This window comes from Pseudomonas sp. FW305-3-2-15-E-TSA4, from assembly GCF_058787295.1.
On sequence record NZ_JBYSZP010000003.1, the window covers coordinates 280,755 to 295,534 of the forward strand.

General features: G+C 62.3%; 15 protein-coding genes. All 15 read right to left on the minus strand.

Translation table 11 applies throughout. The features are described from left to right. Positions 1 to 64: 64 nt before the first annotated feature. The gene (locus tag AC3WMV_RS05650; RefSeq protein WP_103368044.1) at positions 65 to 1,192 is read right to left on the minus strand and encodes a sensor histidine kinase; all 1,128 of its coding nucleotides are present in this window, start codon (positions 1,190 to 1,192) and stop codon (positions 65 to 67) included. Between the two features lie 147 nt (positions 1,193 to 1,339). Beyond that, entirely contained in the window at positions 1,340 to 3,040 is a 1,701-nt protein-coding gene (gene ureC / locus AC3WMV_RS05655) for an urease subunit alpha (protein ID WP_103368045.1), read from the minus strand. Positions 3,041 to 3,189: 149 nt separating this feature from the next. Beyond that, the gene (locus tag AC3WMV_RS05660; protein WP_098966985.1) at positions 3,190 to 3,495 is read right to left on the minus strand and encodes an urease subunit beta; all 306 of its coding nucleotides are present in this window, start codon (positions 3,493 to 3,495) and stop codon (positions 3,190 to 3,192) included. Further along, positions 3,492 to 4,028 carry a GNAT family N-acetyltransferase gene (locus tag AC3WMV_RS05665; RefSeq protein WP_027613558.1) on the minus strand — a complete coding sequence of 179 codons (537 nt, stop codon included), beginning with the start codon at positions 4,026 to 4,028 and terminating at the stop codon, positions 3,492 to 3,494. Before AC3WMV_RS05665 ends, AC3WMV_RS05660 begins: the two co-directional genes overlap by 4 nt. Before the next feature lie 6 nt (positions 4,029 to 4,034). Further along, positions 4,035 to 4,568: a GNAT family N-acetyltransferase gene (locus AC3WMV_RS05670; protein ID WP_047600616.1), complete on the minus strand. Its 534-nt coding sequence runs from the start codon at positions 4,566 to 4,568 to the stop codon at positions 4,035 to 4,037. A gap of 9 nt (positions 4,569 to 4,577) precedes the next feature. Beyond that, positions 4,578 to 4,880, minus strand: a complete 303-nt coding sequence (gene ureA / locus AC3WMV_RS05675) for an urease subunit gamma (RefSeq protein WP_007915951.1) — start codon at positions 4,878 to 4,880, stop codon at positions 4,578 to 4,580. Positions 4,881 to 5,027: 147 nt separating this feature from the next. Next, complete coding sequence (locus AC3WMV_RS05680) at positions 5,028 to 5,867, minus strand: urease accessory protein UreD (protein WP_103368046.1); 840 nt, start codon at positions 5,865 to 5,867, stop codon at positions 5,028 to 5,030. 30 nt (positions 5,868 to 5,897) lie between these two features. Then, positions 5,898 to 6,596 carry an urea ABC transporter ATP-binding subunit UrtE gene (urtE, locus tag AC3WMV_RS05685; protein ID WP_027613561.1) on the minus strand — a complete coding sequence of 233 codons (699 nt, stop codon included), beginning with the start codon at positions 6,594 to 6,596 and terminating at the stop codon, positions 5,898 to 5,900. A gap of 133 nt (positions 6,597 to 6,729) precedes the next feature. After that, positions 6,730 to 7,599 (minus strand): urea ABC transporter ATP-binding protein UrtD, encoded by an 870-nt coding sequence (gene urtD, locus AC3WMV_RS05690; protein WP_103368047.1) that lies wholly within the window; start codon positions 7,597 to 7,599, stop codon positions 6,730 to 6,732. Beyond that, a complete protein-coding gene (gene urtC / locus AC3WMV_RS05695; protein WP_103368048.1) occupies positions 7,596 to 8,675 on the minus strand; it encodes an urea ABC transporter permease subunit UrtC in 1,080 nt (359 codons plus the stop codon). Before urtC ends, urtD begins: the two co-directional genes overlap by 4 nt. Continuing rightward, positions 8,675 to 10,177 carry an urea ABC transporter permease subunit UrtB gene (gene urtB / locus AC3WMV_RS05700; RefSeq protein ID WP_103368049.1) on the minus strand — a complete coding sequence of 501 codons (1,503 nt, stop codon included), beginning with the start codon at positions 10,175 to 10,177 and terminating at the stop codon, positions 8,675 to 8,677. Before urtB ends, urtC begins: the two co-directional genes overlap by 1 nt. 237 nt (positions 10,178 to 10,414) lie before the next feature. Then, entirely contained in the window at positions 10,415 to 11,680 is a 1,266-nt protein-coding gene (gene urtA / locus AC3WMV_RS05705) for an urea ABC transporter substrate-binding protein (protein ID WP_103368050.1), read from the minus strand. 329 nt (positions 11,681 to 12,009) lie between these two features. Continuing rightward, positions 12,010 to 13,020 carry a FecCD family ABC transporter permease gene (locus AC3WMV_RS05710; protein WP_103368051.1) on the minus strand — a complete coding sequence of 337 codons (1,011 nt, stop codon included), beginning with the start codon at positions 13,018 to 13,020 and terminating at the stop codon, positions 12,010 to 12,012. Further along, positions 13,017 to 13,964: an ABC transporter substrate-binding protein gene (locus AC3WMV_RS05715; RefSeq protein WP_103368052.1), complete on the minus strand. Its 948-nt coding sequence runs from the start codon at positions 13,962 to 13,964 to the stop codon at positions 13,017 to 13,019. The genes AC3WMV_RS05710 and AC3WMV_RS05715 overlap by 4 nt, the downstream gene beginning before the upstream one ends. Then, positions 13,961 to 14,749, minus strand: coding sequence for an ABC transporter ATP-binding protein (locus AC3WMV_RS05720; protein ID WP_103368053.1), 789 nt, complete (start codon positions 14,747 to 14,749; stop codon positions 13,961 to 13,963). The genes AC3WMV_RS05715 and AC3WMV_RS05720 overlap by 4 nt, the downstream gene beginning before the upstream one ends. Positions 14,750 to 14,780 lie beyond the last annotated feature (31 nt).

Below are 14,780 nucleotides of genomic sequence, written 5' to 3' on the forward strand. Positions count from 1 at the left end.
GGAGATCGCGATCTAAATGTGGGAGCGGGCTTGCTCGCGAAGAACGATAACGCGGTAAGCCTGCTTAAATCTTTCTCGGCAACACCACACTGAACAGCGTGCCGTCAGCCTCGCTTGAGCTGACGTCGATCGTCCCGCCATGGGCGGTCACCACTTCCTTGACGATGAACAAGCCCAACCCGAGGCTGGTCGACGGCTGCCCGAGCTCTTCGTCGGCGCTGCGCACCAGCGGGTCGAAAATCGTGCCGATCGCCTCTTCGGAAATCGGTGTGCCGTAGTTGTGCACCGACAGGCACACGCTATCGTCCTCGCCACGCAGATCGAGGGTCACGTCGCGCTGGTTGGCACCGTGCTGCAAGGCATTGCCGATCAGGTTTTGCAGTAATTGGTCGATCCGTCCGGCGTCCCACACGCCGCTGGTGTCACCGTGCACGGTGAGCCTGGGATCGGATTGCGGTTGACCGGCGCAGGCTTCGGCGATCGCCGCTCGCGCCGCAACGGCCAGATCCATCGGTGCCGGCTCGATCGGCAGGCTACGGCCCAGACGACTGCGCACCAGTTCCAGCAGATCGCTGACCATCGTCGCCATGTGCCGCGCGCCACGCTTGATGTGCTGGGCGCAGGCCAGGGCATCGCCTTCAAGGCTGGATTTGCGCAGCAGCAGTTCGGTGGACATGCTCACCGCCTGCAGCGGCGCACGCAGGTCATGGCCGAGGATGGCGAGGAAAATGTCCCGCGAGCGATTGACCTGCTCGGCGTAGGCCGCAGTGGATTCGGCGAGGGCTTCGTCGATGGCTTCGTTGAAACGGATCATGTCCTGAAAATAGGTCATGTCCGGCGATTCAAGGCTGTTGACCCACAGGCGGATTACGCAGGCACGCAAATGGCGGAATTCACTGGTCATCTGCACCAGGTCAAAACCGACGGTGTGGCGCAGTTCGCCATGGCTGGCGCCGGCCTCGTCCAGGCTCGGGGTCTTTTCCGGGCCTTCGCCCTTGGCTTTGGCAGCCTGTTCGGCGGGGCTTTGCGGCTTGTTCATGTCGCGGGCGGCGGCCCGCAGAATCTCGCTGGCGTGATCGCGCAGCGCAGTGGAATCCAGATAGTCGGCGGCCGGCGTGATGGTCGCGGCGAACTGTTCCCACTCATCGACGATAGGGTCGATATTGGCCACGATGAACTCGGAAAGACGCATGGGCAGTTCCTGAAAAAAGGCGGAGCGAATCGAATATTAGCCCCTTTGGCGGGAAATACACGACCGTTTGCACAGTGCTTTTCCAGCGACATGAAAAAGGCCCCGGGATCGTGCGCAAGACACGAAACCGGGGCCTTTTGCCGTGCGTCAGAACAGGAAGTAGCGCTGAGCCATCGGCAGGGTCTCGGCCGGTTCACACCAGAGCAGCACGCCGTCAGCCTTGACCTGATAGGTCTGCGGATCGACGTCGATGTTTGGCAGGTAATCGTTGTGGATCAGGTCGGTTTTCTGCACCTCGCGGCAGCCTTTGACTACGCCGATTTTCTTCTTCAGTCCCAGTGCCTCGGGCAGCCCGGCCTCCTGTGCGGCCTGGCTGATGAACGTCAGGCTGGTGGCGTGCAGCGAGCCGCCGTAGCTGGCGAACATCGGGCGGTAGTGCACTGGTTGCGGGGTTGGAATCGAGGCGTTGGCGTCGCCCATCAGGCTGGCGGCGATCGCGCCGCCCTTGAGGATCAGCGTCGGTTTCACACCGAAGAACGCTGGACGCCAGAGCACCAGATCGGCCCATTTGCCGACTTCGATCGAACCCACTTCATGGCTGATGCCATGGGTGATCGCCGGGTTGATCGTGTATTTGGCGATGTAGCGCTTGGCGCGGAAGTTGTCGTTGCCTTCGCCGTCCTGCGGCAGCGGGCCACGCTGCTTTTTCATCTTGTCGGCGGTCTGCCAGGTGCGCGTGATGACTTCGCCGACGCGGCCCATGGCCTGGCTGTCGGAGCTGATCATCGAGAACGCGCCGAGGTCGTGGAGGATGTCTTCGGCGGCAATCGTCTCGCGGCGGATACGGCTTTCGGCGAACGCCACGTCCTCGGCAATGCTCGGGTCGAGGTGGTGGCAGACCATCAGCATGTCGAGGTGTTCGTCGATGGTGTTGCGGGTGAACGGTCGGGTCGGGTTGGTCGAGCTCGGCAGCACGTTAGGGAAACCGCAGGCCTTGATGATGTCCGGCGCATGGCCGCCGCCGGCACCTTCGGTGTGATAGGTGTGGATAGTGCGACCCTTGAACGCGCCGAGGGTGGTTTCGACGAAACCGGATTCGTTGAGGGTGTCGGTGTGGATCGCCACCTGCACGTCATACTGGTCGGCGACGCTCAGGCAGTTGTCGATGCTCGCCGGGGTGGTTCCCCAGTCCTCGTGCAGCTTGAGGCCGATAGCCCCGGCCTTGACCTGCTCGATCAGCGGCTCCGGCAGGCTGGCGTTGCCCTTGCCGGTGAGGCCGATGTTCATCGGGAACGCGTCGGCGGCCTGGAGCATGCGCGCCAGGTGCCACGGCCCGGAGGTGCAGGTGGTGGCGTTGGTGCCGGTGGCAGGCCCGGTGCCGCCGCCAATCATGGTGGTGACGCCGCTCATCAGCGCTTCTTCGATCTGCTGCGGGCAGATGAAGTGAATGTGCGTGTCGATGCCGCCGGCGGTGAGGATCATGCCTTCGCCGGCGATCACTTCGGTGCTGGCGCCGATGGCGATGGTCACGTTGGGCTGTACGTCCGGGTTACCTGCCTTGCCGATCGCGGCGATGCGCCCGTCCTTGAGGCCGACGTCGGCTTTGACGATGCCCCAGTGGTCGATGATCAACGCGTTGGTGATCAGGGTGTCGACCACTTCGGCGGTCAGCAACTGGCTCTGGCCCTGACCGTCGCGGATCACTTTGCCGCCGCCGAATTTGACTTCTTCGCCGTAGGTGGTGAAGTCCTTTTCGACTTCGATCCACAACTCGGTGTCCGCCAGGCGCACCTTGTCGCCGACGGTGGGGCCGAACATGTCGGCGTAGGCTTGACGCGAGATCTTCATGTGTTTGCCTTGGAATTCAATTGGTTTTGAGATCGTTCGCTGCGCTCACTTTCGCGAGCAGGCTCGCTCCCACAGGGGATTGGATTCCAGCTGGAGGAACTCGGTTTAATGTGGGAGCGGGCTTGCTCGCGATGGAGGCACCGCAAAATTCAGAGATCACCCATGACCCGCCCGGCAAAGCCGAACACCCGCCGATGCCCGGCGTACTCCACCAGCTCGACCTCGCGACTTTGCCCCGGTTCGAAGCGCACCGCGGTGCCGGCGGGGATGTTCAGGCGCATGCCACGGCTGGCCGCGCGGTCGAAGGTCAGCGCGTCGTTGGTTTCGAAAAAGTGATAGTGCGAACCGACCTGGATCGGTCGGTCGCCGCTGTTGGCGACTTTCAGGCTGAGGGTGCGGCGGCCGACATTCAATTCGATGTCGCCGGGCTGGATCTGGTACTGGCCGGGAATCATGGCCGGGCTCCTTGCAGAATCTTGTAGTAGAGGGCGGTCGGGCGATACGTGCCGTGCGGGTCGCAGGCGTAGTCGGGAATTTCGCCGGCGCGGGTGTAACCCAAGGCCTTGTAGAAATCTTCGGCGGGCGAACCGGCCTCGGTGTCGAGGTAGAGCATGCCGCGCTTGTGCTTGGCCGCTTCGAGCTCCAGCGCATTCATCAATTGCTGGCCGAGGCCACGGCGGCGCGCCTGTTCACGCACCAGCAGCTTCTGCACTTCGGCGCGATTGAGGCCGTTGGCCTTCTGGCACAGACCCAACTGCACGCTGGCCTGCACCTCTTCATCCTTGACCACCACCCAGAGCAACACGCTGCCCTTGTTCACTTGTTGCTGCACTTCATCGAAATAGGCGCGGGCCTGCGCGGCATCGAGGTCGGCCATGAAGCCGACGCTGGCGCCATAACCCACGGCGTCGAGCAGCAGATCAATCAGGCCCTGACGATAGTGCGCAAAACTTTCCGCATTGACGCGTCGCAGTTGGGCGGGGTTCATCGCGTGTCACTCCTTGTTGGCGACCGGCGGCTGGGCGCCAGGATTGAGGGTCAGTTGCATGAAGGTCAGATCGAGCCAGCGACCGAACTTGGTGCCGACTTGCGGCATTTGTCCGGTGATGCTGAAACCGGCGCGTTCATGCAGACGAATGGAAGCGGCGTTGCCACTTTCGATGGCGGCCACCATCACATGCTTGTCGCAGGCTTTGGCCCGCTCGATCAGCACGCTCATCAATTGCGGGCCAAGGCCATTGCCGCGCTGATCGCTACGGACGTAGACCGAGTGCTCGACGGTATGGCGGAAACCGTCGAACGGCCGCCAGTCGCCAAAGGAAGCGTAGCCGAGCACAACGTTGTCGGCGTCGACGATCACCAGAATCGGGTAGGCCTGGGCCTGCCGGGCGCTGAACCACGCCTGGCGGTTGCCGAGGTCGACCGCCGATTCGTTCCAGATCGCCGTCGTGTTGAGCACCGCGTCGTTGTAGATGTCGCGGATTGCAGGCAGGTCGGCGTGCAGGGCATCGCGAATGGTGTAGGTCATGGCGCGGCCTCAGACGATCGGTTGGTGGACGGTGACCAGTTTGGTGCCGTCGGGAAACGTCGCTTCGACCTGGATCTCCGGGATCATTTCCGGGATGCCTTCCATCACCTGTTCACGGCTCAGCAGGGTGGTGCCGAAGTGCATCAGCTCGGCCACGGTCTGGCCGTCACGGGCGCCTTCGAGCAGGGCGGCGGAGATATAGGCCATGGCTTCCGGGTAGTTGAGCTTCACGCCACGGGCCAGTCGGCGCTCGGCGACGAGGCCGGCGGTGAAGATCAACAGCTTGTCTTTTTCGCGTGGGGTCAGGTCCATTGCGGGTATCCATCAGGGCAGTTTGAAAAATGTGCACAAATTTCCTGTGGGAGTGGGCTTGCTCGCGAAAGCGGCAGGTCAGCCCGCATCTGTGTGAATGACACACCGCCTTCGCGAGCAAGCCCGCTCCCACAATTGGATTGCATTTCAGGTGTTCCAGATTCGCGGGGGCTGGGCTTCGCGGCCTAGCAGAGCCGGGCGTAACAAACGCCATAAATCGATGAGCCAGGCACGGGCGAGCAATGCTTCTGACGCCAGACACCGAGCCACCAACAGGCCGGGCAACTGGGTCAGATCACCGCGCACCTCATGGCCCAGCGAGCGACAACGCTCCAGCAGCTCGGCATCGATTTCACCGCTCACCAGCAGCGTCGCAAACACCGGATGGCCATCCAGCCCGATCGGCGAATCCAGCAACCCGTCACCGCCAGTAATCCTCTGACGTTCGTGCCAGAGCAATCGCCCGTCACGGCGGATATCCAGATGCGCCTGAAAGTGTCCGAGGTCGAAGCGCTCGCCACTGGCCGGTCGGCCCAGCGCCACCACGTCCCAATAGAACAGCCGCGCATCGCCTTCAAGTTCGATCGAGGTGGTGAGTTCGGCCTGGGCGGCGCTGTAGACGATGGTTTCCTGCGGCAGCCATTCCAGCGTCGCACCTGCGGCCACTTTCAAATCGAGTTGCTGATAGGCCGGTCCCGCCGCGCGATACCACTTGGCCGCGCCGGGGCTGGTGATCTGCGCCCAGGCGTCTGCTTCGACGCGGGCGCTGATATTCAGTCGATCACCCCCGGCGATCCCGCCCGGCGGGTGGACGATGATGTGCTGGCAGACCTCGGGGCCTTCGGCATACAGGTGCTTTTGCACGCGCAGCGGGCCGAGGTGTCGGCGCTGAACCGGACGCGTGCAGTCGCCGAAGCGGGCGTAGGCCAGCTCCAGCTCGGCGTGCCAGCTCGGGGTAAACAGGGCAGTGGGAAGCGGTAAGTTCATAGTTTGTAATTATCGTTAGGAAGCTACAGATTAAATTGTTACCAGACCTCGTACACCCTCGGCCTCCATATTTTCACCGCGGCCCTGCTGCACGATCTCGCCCCGGGACATCACCAGGTACTGATCGGCCAGCTCCGCAGCGAAATCGTAGAACTGCTCGACCAGCAAAATCGCCATGTCGCCACGCGCCGCGAGCTTTTTGATCACCGCGCCGATCTCCTTGATCACCGAGGGCTGGATGCCTTCGGTGGGCTCGTCTAGGATCAGCAAACGCGGACGACTGGCCAGGGCGCGACCGATAGCCAGCTGCTGTTGCTGACCGCCGGACAGGTCGCCGCCGCGGCGCTGCTTCATTTGTAGCAGCACCGGGAACAATTCGTAGATGAAACCTGGTACTTCTTTCGCTTCGCTGCCGGGAAACCGTGACAGGCCCATCAGCAGATTCTCCTCCACGGTGAGCCGGCCGAAGATTTCCCGGCCCTGTGGCACATAGGCGATCCCGGCGTGTACACGCTGGTGCGGCTTGAGCGTGGTGATCGCTTTGCCCTCCCAATTCACCACGCCTTCCTTGGCCGGCAACAGGCCCATCAGGCATTTGAGCAGGGTGGTCTTGCCCACGCCGTTGCGCCCGAGCAGGCAGGTGACTTCGCCGACTTTTACGTCGAATGAGAGGCCACGGAGGATGTGGCTACCGCCGTAGTACTGGTGCAGCTTGTCGACTTGCAGCATTCTCAAAATCTCCTCAAATCCCTTGTAGGAGTGAGCCTGCTCGCGATAGCGGCGTATCAGTCAACGCCGGCTTATCTGATACACAGCTATCGCGAGCAGGCTCACTCCTACAGTTTGGAAAGGTGTTTGCAGCTCAGCGGCCGAGGTAGACCTCGATCACCCGCTCGTTTTCCTGCACCTGCTCCAGCGACCCTTCGGCCAGCACGCTGCCCTGATGCAGCACCGTCACGTGGTCGGCAATCGAGCCGACGAAGCCCATGTCGTGCTCCACCACCATCAGCGAATGCTTGCCGGCCAGCGACTTGAACAGCTCGGCGGTGAATTCGGTTTCGGCATCGGTCATGCCCGCCACCGGTTCGTCGAGCAGCAGCAATTGCGGGTCTTGCATCAGCAACATGCCGATTTCCAGAAACTGTTTCTGCCCGTGGGACAGCAAGCCCGCCGGGCGATTGACCGAGGTGGTCAGGCGGATGGTCTCCAGCACTTCGCTGATGCGCTCGCGCTGCTCGCCGCTCAAACGTGCGCGCAAACTGGCCCACACCGACTTGTCGGTTTTCTGCGCCAGTTCCAGGTTCTCGAACACGCTCAGCGCTTCGAACACCGTCGGTTTCTGGAACTTGCGCCCTATCCCGGCCTGGGCGATCTGCACTTCGCTCATCTGCGTCAGGTCGAGGGTTTCGCCGAACCAGGCTTTGCCGTGACTGGGGCGGGTCTTGCCGGTGATCACGTCCATCAGCGTGGTCTTGCCCGCGCCGTTGGGGCCGATGATGCAGCGCAGTTCGCCGACACCGATGTACAGGTTCAGATTGTTCAGCGCACGGAAGCCGTCGAAGCTGACGCTGATGTCTTCCAGGGTCAGGATCGTGCCGTGGCGGGTGTCGAGGCCCGGGCCGACGCGTTGGCCTAGGCCGATCGAGTCACGGCTGGTGCCTTCGTCCTTGTTCGGTTCCACGGGGAAAAACGCCGGTTCGAGCATGAATTCAGCACTCGCAGTGACTCTCATTGTTCACCTCGTTTCTTCAGCAGGCCGATCACGCCTTTGGGCAGATATAACGTCACGACGATGAACAGCGCGCCGAGGAAGAACAGCCAGTATTCAGGGAAGGCCACGGTGAACCAGCTCTTCATGCCGTTGACCACACCGGCACCGAGCAGCGGCCCGATCAGCGTGCCGCGACCGCCGAGGGCGACCCATACCGCCGCCTCGATCGAGTTGGTCGGCGACATTTCGCTGGGGTTGATGATGCCGACCTGCGGCACGTACAGGGCCCCGGCCAGACCGCACAGCACCGCGCTCAAGACCCAGACGAACAGTTTGAAACCGCGCGGGTCGTAGCCGCAGAACATCAGGCGGTTTTCTGCATCGCGCAGCGCGGTCAGCACCCGGCCGAACTTGCTCTGTGCAAGACGCCAGCCGATGAACAGACTCGCCACCAGCAACAGTACGGTCGCCAGAAATAGCACCGCGCGGGTGCCCGGCTCAGTGATGCCGAAACCGAGAATCGTGCGGAAATTGGTGAAGCCGTTGTTGCCGCCGAAGCCGGTCTCGTTGCGAAAAAACAGGAGCATCCCGGCGAAGGTCAGGGCCTGGGTCATGATCGAGAAATACACACCTTTGATCCGCGAACGGAAGGCGAAGAAGCCGAACACCAGCGCCAGCAGACCCGGTGCCAGCACCACCAGACACATCGACCAGATAAAACTGCTGGTGCCGCTCCAGTACCACGGCAGGTCGGTCCACGACAGAAAGGTCATGAACGCCGGCAAGCCATCACCGGCGGCCTGGCGCATCAGGTACATGCCCATCGCATAGCCGCCGAGGGCGAAGAACAGGCCGTGGCCCAGCGACAGCAGCCCGGCGTAGCCCCAGACCAGATCCAGCGCCAGAGCGACGATGGCGTAGCAGAGGATTTTGCCGACCAGCGTCAGCGTATACGCCGACACATGCAGCGCGCTGTCCGGCGACAGCAGCGAGAGCAGCGGCAGGGCGATCAGCAGCGCGAGGATCACCGCGCCGATGGCGAGGGTGACTTTCGGGCCGGCCTTTTGCGTGGCCGTGACAAGTAGAGGCTGGTTCATCAGTCGATCACCCGTCCTTTCAGTGCGAAGAGGCCTTGCGGACGTTTCTGGATGAACAGAATGATCAGCGCGAGGATCAGGATCTTGCCGAGTACCGCACCGATCTGCGGTTCGAGAATCTTGTTGGCGATGCCCAGGCCGAAGGCGGCGAGCACGCTGCCGGCGAGTTGGCCGACGCCACCGAGCACCACCACCAGGAACGAGTCGATGATGTAGCTCTGGCCGAGGTCCGGGCCGACGTTGCCGATCTGGCTCAGCGCCACGCCACCGAGGCCGGCGATGCCCGAACCGAGGCCGAAGGCGAGCATGTCGACGCGCCCGGTGGGCACGCCGCAGCAGGCGGCCATGTTGCGGTTCTGCGTGACCGCGCGGACATTGAGGCCGAGGCGGGTCTTGTTCAGCAGTAGCCAGGTCAGCACCACCACGAACAAGGCGAAAGCGATGATCACGATGCGGTTGTACGGCAGCACCAGATTCGGCAGCACCTGAATCCCGCCGGACAGCCACGCCGGGTTCGCTACTTCAACGTTCTGCGCGCCGAACAGCAGGCGCACCAACTGGATCAGCATCAGGCTGATGCCCCAGGTGGCGAGCAGGGTTTCCAGCGGGCGGCCGTAGAGATGACGAATCACCGTGCGTTCCAGCGCCATGCCGATCGCCGCTGTGACAAAGAACGCCACCGGCAGTGCGATCAGCGGGTAGAACTCGATGGCTTGCGGGGCGTAGCGCTGGAACATCAGCTGCACCACGTAGGTCGAGTAGGCGCCAAGCATCAGCATCTCGCCATGGGCCATGTTGATCACCCCGAGCAGGCCGAAGGTGATCGCCAGCCCGAGCGCCGCGAGCAGCAGGATCGAGCCGAGGGACATGCCGCTGAACGCCTGACCCAACACTTCGCCGATCAGCAGTTTGCGATTGACCTGAGCCAGACTGGTTTCGGCGGCGGTGCGCACCCCGGCATCGCTTTCGACGCCGGGTTCGAGCAGGCCTTCGAGGCGGGTGCGGGCCAGCGGATCGCCGGTTTCGCCGAGCAGGCGCACGGCGGCCAGACGCACCGCCGGATCGCTGTCGACCAGCTGCAGATTGGCCAGCGCCAGGCTCAGGGCGGCGTGGACGTTCTCGTCTTTTTCGCCAGCCAGCTGCTGGTCGAGGAATTTCAGCTGCGCGGGTTTCGCGCTTTTCTGCAATTGCTGCGCGGCAGTCAGACGGGTTTTGGCGTCGGCGGTGAGCAATTGGTGGCAGGCCAACGCGGTGTCGATCAGACCCCGCAGGCGGTTGTTCAGGCGCAGGATTTTCGGCTGGCCGTCGAGGGTCAATTCGCCTTGTTGCAGGGCGTTGATCAGCTCGACACGCGCCGGCTCGGGCTGCGCGGCCCAGGCTTCCAGCAGTCTGGCTTGCTGTACGGGATTGGCGGCGACGAAGTCTTCGGCGTCACCGGCAAAGGCAGTCATCGGCAACAGCAGTGCGATGGCGAGGATGAAGCGGTATAGGGTAGTCGGCATAAAGAGTCGCCTTGCGCGGACTAATGGTGGGCACAGTCTTTGTGGCGAGGGGATTCATCCCCGATCGGCTGCGAAGCAGTCGCAAAAACAGTCGCCGCGATTCACAGGTACATCGCGCCTGTAGCATTTGGGGTCGCTTCGCGACCCATCGGGGATGAATCCCCTCACCACAAAATATTGTTCCCACAGGGGGATCGAGTCGGCCTCACGCCAGGCGCGAGGCCGACACCCAATGGCTCAGTTGCTCTTCACCGCATAATCCGGCTTCTTGTCGTTGCCATCGATAAACGGACTCCACGGCTGCGCGCGGATCGGGCCTTCGGTCTGCCACACGACGTTGAACTGACCGTCGTTCTGGATCTCGCCGATCATCACCGGTTTGTGCAGGTGGTGGTTGGTCTTGTCCATGGTCAGGGTGTAACCGGACGGCGCGGCGAAGGTCTGGCCGGCCAGCGCTTCGCGAACTTTGTCGACGTCGGTGGACTTGGCTTTTTCCGCTGCCTGCGCCCACATGTGGATGCCGACGTAAGTGGCTTCCATCGGGTCGTTGGTCACCGCTTTGTCGGCGCCCGGCAGGTTGTGTTTCTTCGCGTAAGCCCTCCAGTCAGCGACGAACTTCTTGTTCACCGGGTTCTCCACGGACTCGAAGTAGTTCCACGCCGCAAGGTTGCCCACCAGCGGTTTGGTGTCGATGCCGCGCAGCTCTTCTTCACCCACGGAGAACGCTACCACCGGTACGTCGGTAGCCTTCAGGCCCTGGTTGGCCAGCTCTTTGTAGAACGGCACGTTGGAGTCGCCGTTGACCGTGGAGATCACAGCAGTCTTGCCGCCGGCGGAGAATTTCTTGATGTTGGCGACGATGGTTTGATAGTCGCTATGACCGAACGGGGTATAGACCTCTTCGATGTCCTTGTCGGCCACGCCTTTGGAGTGCAGGAACGAGCGCAGGATCTTGTTGGTGGTGCGCGGGTAGACGTAGTCGGTGCCGAGCAGGAAGAAGCGCTTGGCGCTGCCGCCTTCTTCGCTCATCAGGTATTCCACCGCCGGAATCGCCTGTTGGTTCGGCGCGGCGCCGGTGTAGAACACGTTCGGCGACATCTCTTCGCCTTCGTACTGCACCGGGTAGAACAGCAGGCCGTTGAGTTCTTCGAACACCGGCAGCACCGATTTACGCGACACCGATGTCCAGCAACCGAACACCACGGCGACTTTGTCCTGAGTCAGCAACTGCCGGCCTTTTTCGGCAAACAGTGGCCAGTTGGATGCCGGGTCGACTACCACCGGTTCGAGCATCTTGCCGTTCACCCCGCCCTTGGCGTTGATCTCGTCGATGGTCATCAGCGCCATGTCTTTGAGCGACGTTTCGGAGATCGCCATGGTCCCGGACAACGAATGCAGAATCCCCACCTTGATGGTCTCGGCGGCCTGGACAGTCCAGGTCATGCCCATCGCGGCAATGGATGCCGTGAGTGTGAAAGCCTTGATCAAACTGCGACGCTTCATTGTGCGATCTCCATGAACGTTAAAGTTTTTTATGGTTGGCAGATGCGGACGACTGAAGGTGTGTTTTGCAAGGGCTGTGCCCGGTCGGGATCGGGCAGGAAAATGTCGGTTTAGAGCGGTTGCGCGTTGGTGGGATGCACCATGAAGGGACGGGTCGCGTGTGACGGTGCATTCGTGTGCGCCGGATTAGGGCGCCGATTTCGCAAACAGTGCCATTCACTGTGGGAGCGGGCTTGCTCGCGAATGCGGTGGGTCATTCAAAAATGAAGTTGGCTGGCACGGCCTCTTCGCGAGCAGGCTCGCTCCCACCGTTTTTTATGTTTGTTGTGTCAGCGGCGGCGCATCAGGCCGATGAAGAACAGACCGCCGATAGCCGCGGTGGCAACGCCGATGGGCAGGTCTTCCGGGGCGATCAGAGTTCGCGCGGCAACATCGACCCACACCAGAAACAGGCTGCCGAGCAGTACGCAGGCCGGCAGCAATCGGCGGTGTTCGGCGCCGACCAGACGCCGGGCAATGTGCGGCACCATCAGCCCGACAAAACCGATTGAGCCGCTGATCGACACCAGCACCCCGGTCATCAAGGACGCGATTACAAACACCCGCAGGCGCACCGCGCGGGCATTCAGACCTAGGGTGACGGCGGTCTGTTCGCCGGCCATCAGTGCGTTCAATGGCCGGGCCATGCCCAATAGCAGACCGAGGCCGAGCAGCACGCTCAGCGCCGGCACCGTCAGCAACTCCCAACGCGCCAGGCCAAGACCGCCAAGCATCCAGAACATCACCGCCGAACTGGCGCGATGGTCGCCCATGAACAGCAGCAGATTGGCGATTGCCATCATCACGAACGACACCGCCACGCCGCACAGCAGCAACCGGTCGCTGTCGAGCCGACCCTGACGGTTGGCAATCCCCAGCACCAGAAACATGCTCAGCAAGGCGCCGATGAATGCGGCAATCGGCAAGGTCAGCAGGCCGACGACTTCACCGATGTGCAGCACCACGATCACGGCGCCGAGGGTCGCGCCGGAGGTGACGCCAAGCAGGTGCGGATCGGCCAGTGGATTGCGCGTCACCGCTTGCAGCACCGCGCCAATCAACGCCAACCCGGCACCGACCAACGCCCCGAGCAACATGCGCGGCACACGGATCAGCCAGACAATGTGCTCCTGCCCGGCGCTCCAGCTCACCTCGCCGAAACCCAAGGTCTTGTGCAGCAGAATCCGCCACACCACCTCCACCGGCACCCGCGCCGGACCAAAACCGAGCGAGACCACGCACGACACCAGCAACACGGCGCCGAGGGCAGTCAGTAACAGGGCGTAGCGACGGTCGATCATTCGCCGTGGAATCCTTTGGCCAGGGTTTCCACCGCCAGCACGTTATCGATCCCCGGCGTGGCCTGCACGTAAGGGATGACGATGAAGCGCTGGTTCTTGATCGCATCGACCGATTGCAGCGCCGGGTTCTTCAGCAGAAATTCGATCTTCTGCTCGGCAGTGATTTCGCTGTAGTCGACGATCACGATCACCTGCGGATTGCGTTCGACCACAGTCTCCCAGTTGACCCGGGTCCAGCTCGCTTCGACGTCATCGAGAATGTTGCGCCCACCCGCCGCGTCGATCAGCGCCTGCGGCATGCCGAGTCGCCCGGAGGTCATGGCGCGGTCTTCACCGCTGTCGTAGAGAAACACGCGCGGCTTGTCGGTGGGCAGGTCTTTGCGGATCTCGGCAACCTGATTCTGCATGTCGGCGATCAGTGTATTGGCGCGATCCTGCACGTCGAAAATTTTCCCGAGGTTGCGCAGATCGTTGTAGGTGTCGTCCAGCGTCGCCGCCGGGCGCTTCATCACGAAGGCGCAGGACTCGGTCAGCTCATACACGTTGATGCCCAGCGGTTGCAGGGTCTGCGGCGTGAGGTCGCCGCCGACGCGCATGCCGTAATCCCAGCCGGCGAAGAAAAAATCAACGTTGGCGTTGAGCAGGGTTTCCACCGATGGATATTTCGCAGCCAGCTCCGGCAAACCGTCGAGCAACGACTGCATCTCGGGCGTCACCGACTTCCAGCCGCTGACGCCGCTATAACCGGCCATGCGTGATTTGAGACCGAGGGCGAGCATCATCTGAGTCATGTTGATGTCGTGGCTGACCGCGTGCTTCGGCGCCTCGTTGAAGGTCACTTCACGGTTGCAGCTGTGGATGGTCAACGGGTATTTCGTGGCTTCGGCGAAAGCCTGGGCACTGCACAACAAAAGAGCGACGCAAAGCAGGGAACGCACAGTCATGGTCGGGTTATCCAGGTGATTCGCGGGTAGCCGTGGAGGGGATGGGAATCGATCAACGCCTCGACGCCGAACACGTCGCGCAGCAGCTCGGTGGTGAGTACCTGTTGCGGCGTGCCGCTGGCGACGATCCGCCCGTGATTGATCACGTACAGTCGGTCACAGAACGCGGCGGCCAGGTTCAGGTCGTGAATGCTCGCGAGGGTGCCGATCTGCAGACGTTTGACCAGTTGCAGCAGTTCGAGCTGATAACGCGGGTCGAGGTGGTTGGTCGGCTCGTCGAGGATCAGCAGTTGCGGTTGCTGAGTCAGGGCGCGGGCAAGGATCACCCGCTGCTTCTCACCGCCGGACAGGGTGGCGAACGCATGGTCTTCGAAGCCGTCGAGTCCGACTGATCTGAGCGCTTGCGTCGCCAGATTGCGATCTTCCAGCGTGTCGCCATCGAACAGGCCTTTGTGCGGCGTGCGGCCCATGGCGACCACTTCTTCGACGGTCAGGCCAAAGGCGTCGGGGAATTCCTGCAGGACCACGGCGATGCGTTTCGCGCACCAGCGCGAGGATTGCTTCCATACGTTGTGATGATCGAGTCTGACCTCGCCGCTTTCCGGCTGACTGAAGCGATAGGCGCAGCGCAGCAGGCTGGTCTTGCCGCTGCCGTTGGGACCGATCAGCCCGACAAACTCACCGGCGGCAACCTGCAACGAGGCGTCACGCAGCTGGAACTGGTGATGGCAGTGGCCGTGGCCCAGAGGTGTCCAGGCGAGGTTGGCGAGATTTAGCGAGGTCATCAAATTCCTGAATTCATTACATCATTTGTGG

Coding starts and splice junctions, on each gene's coding strand:
- AC3WMV_RS05650 (WP_103368044.1), bottom strand. CDS start 1,192: ATGCGTCTTTCCGAGTTCATCGTGGCCAATATCGACCCTATCGTCGAT.
- ureC (WP_103368045.1), bottom strand. CDS start 3,040: ATGAAGATCTCGCGTCAAGCCTACGCCGACATGTTCGGCCCCACCGTC.
- AC3WMV_RS05660 (WP_098966985.1), bottom strand. CDS start 3,495: ATGATTCCCGGCCAGTACCAGATCCAGCCCGGCGACATCGAATTGAAT.
- AC3WMV_RS05665 (WP_027613558.1), bottom strand. CDS start 4,028: ATGAACCCCGCCCAACTGCGACGCGTCAATGCGGAAAGTTTTGCGCAC.
- AC3WMV_RS05670 (WP_047600616.1), bottom strand. CDS start 4,568: ATGACCTACACCATTCGCGATGCCCTGCACGCCGACCTGCCTGCAATC.
- ureA (WP_007915951.1), bottom strand. CDS start 4,880: ATGGACCTGACCCCACGCGAAAAAGACAAGCTGTTGATCTTCACCGCC.
- AC3WMV_RS05680 (WP_103368046.1), bottom strand. CDS start 5,867: ATGAACTTACCGCTTCCCACTGCCCTGTTTACCCCGAGCTGGCACGCC.
- urtE (WP_027613561.1), bottom strand. CDS start 6,596: ATGCTGCAAGTCGACAAGCTGCACCAGTACTACGGCGGTAGCCACATC.
- urtD (WP_103368047.1), bottom strand. CDS start 7,599: ATGAGAGTCACTGCGAGTGCTGAATTCATGCTCGAACCGGCGTTTTTC.
- urtC (WP_103368048.1), bottom strand. CDS start 8,675: ATGAACCAGCCTCTACTTGTCACGGCCACGCAAAAGGCCGGCCCGAAA.
- urtB (WP_103368049.1), bottom strand. CDS start 10,177: ATGCCGACTACCCTATACCGCTTCATCCTCGCCATCGCACTGCTGTTG.
- urtA (WP_103368050.1), bottom strand. CDS start 11,680: ATGAAGCGTCGCAGTTTGATCAAGGCTTTCACACTCACGGCATCCATT.
- AC3WMV_RS05710 (WP_103368051.1), bottom strand. CDS start 13,020: ATGATCGACCGTCGCTACGCCCTGTTACTGACTGCCCTCGGCGCCGTG.
- AC3WMV_RS05715 (WP_103368052.1), bottom strand. CDS start 13,964: ATGACTGTGCGTTCCCTGCTTTGCGTCGCTCTTTTGTTGTGCAGTGCC.
- AC3WMV_RS05720 (WP_103368053.1), bottom strand. CDS start 14,749: ATGACCTCGCTAAATCTCGCCAACCTCGCCTGGACACCTCTGGGCCAC.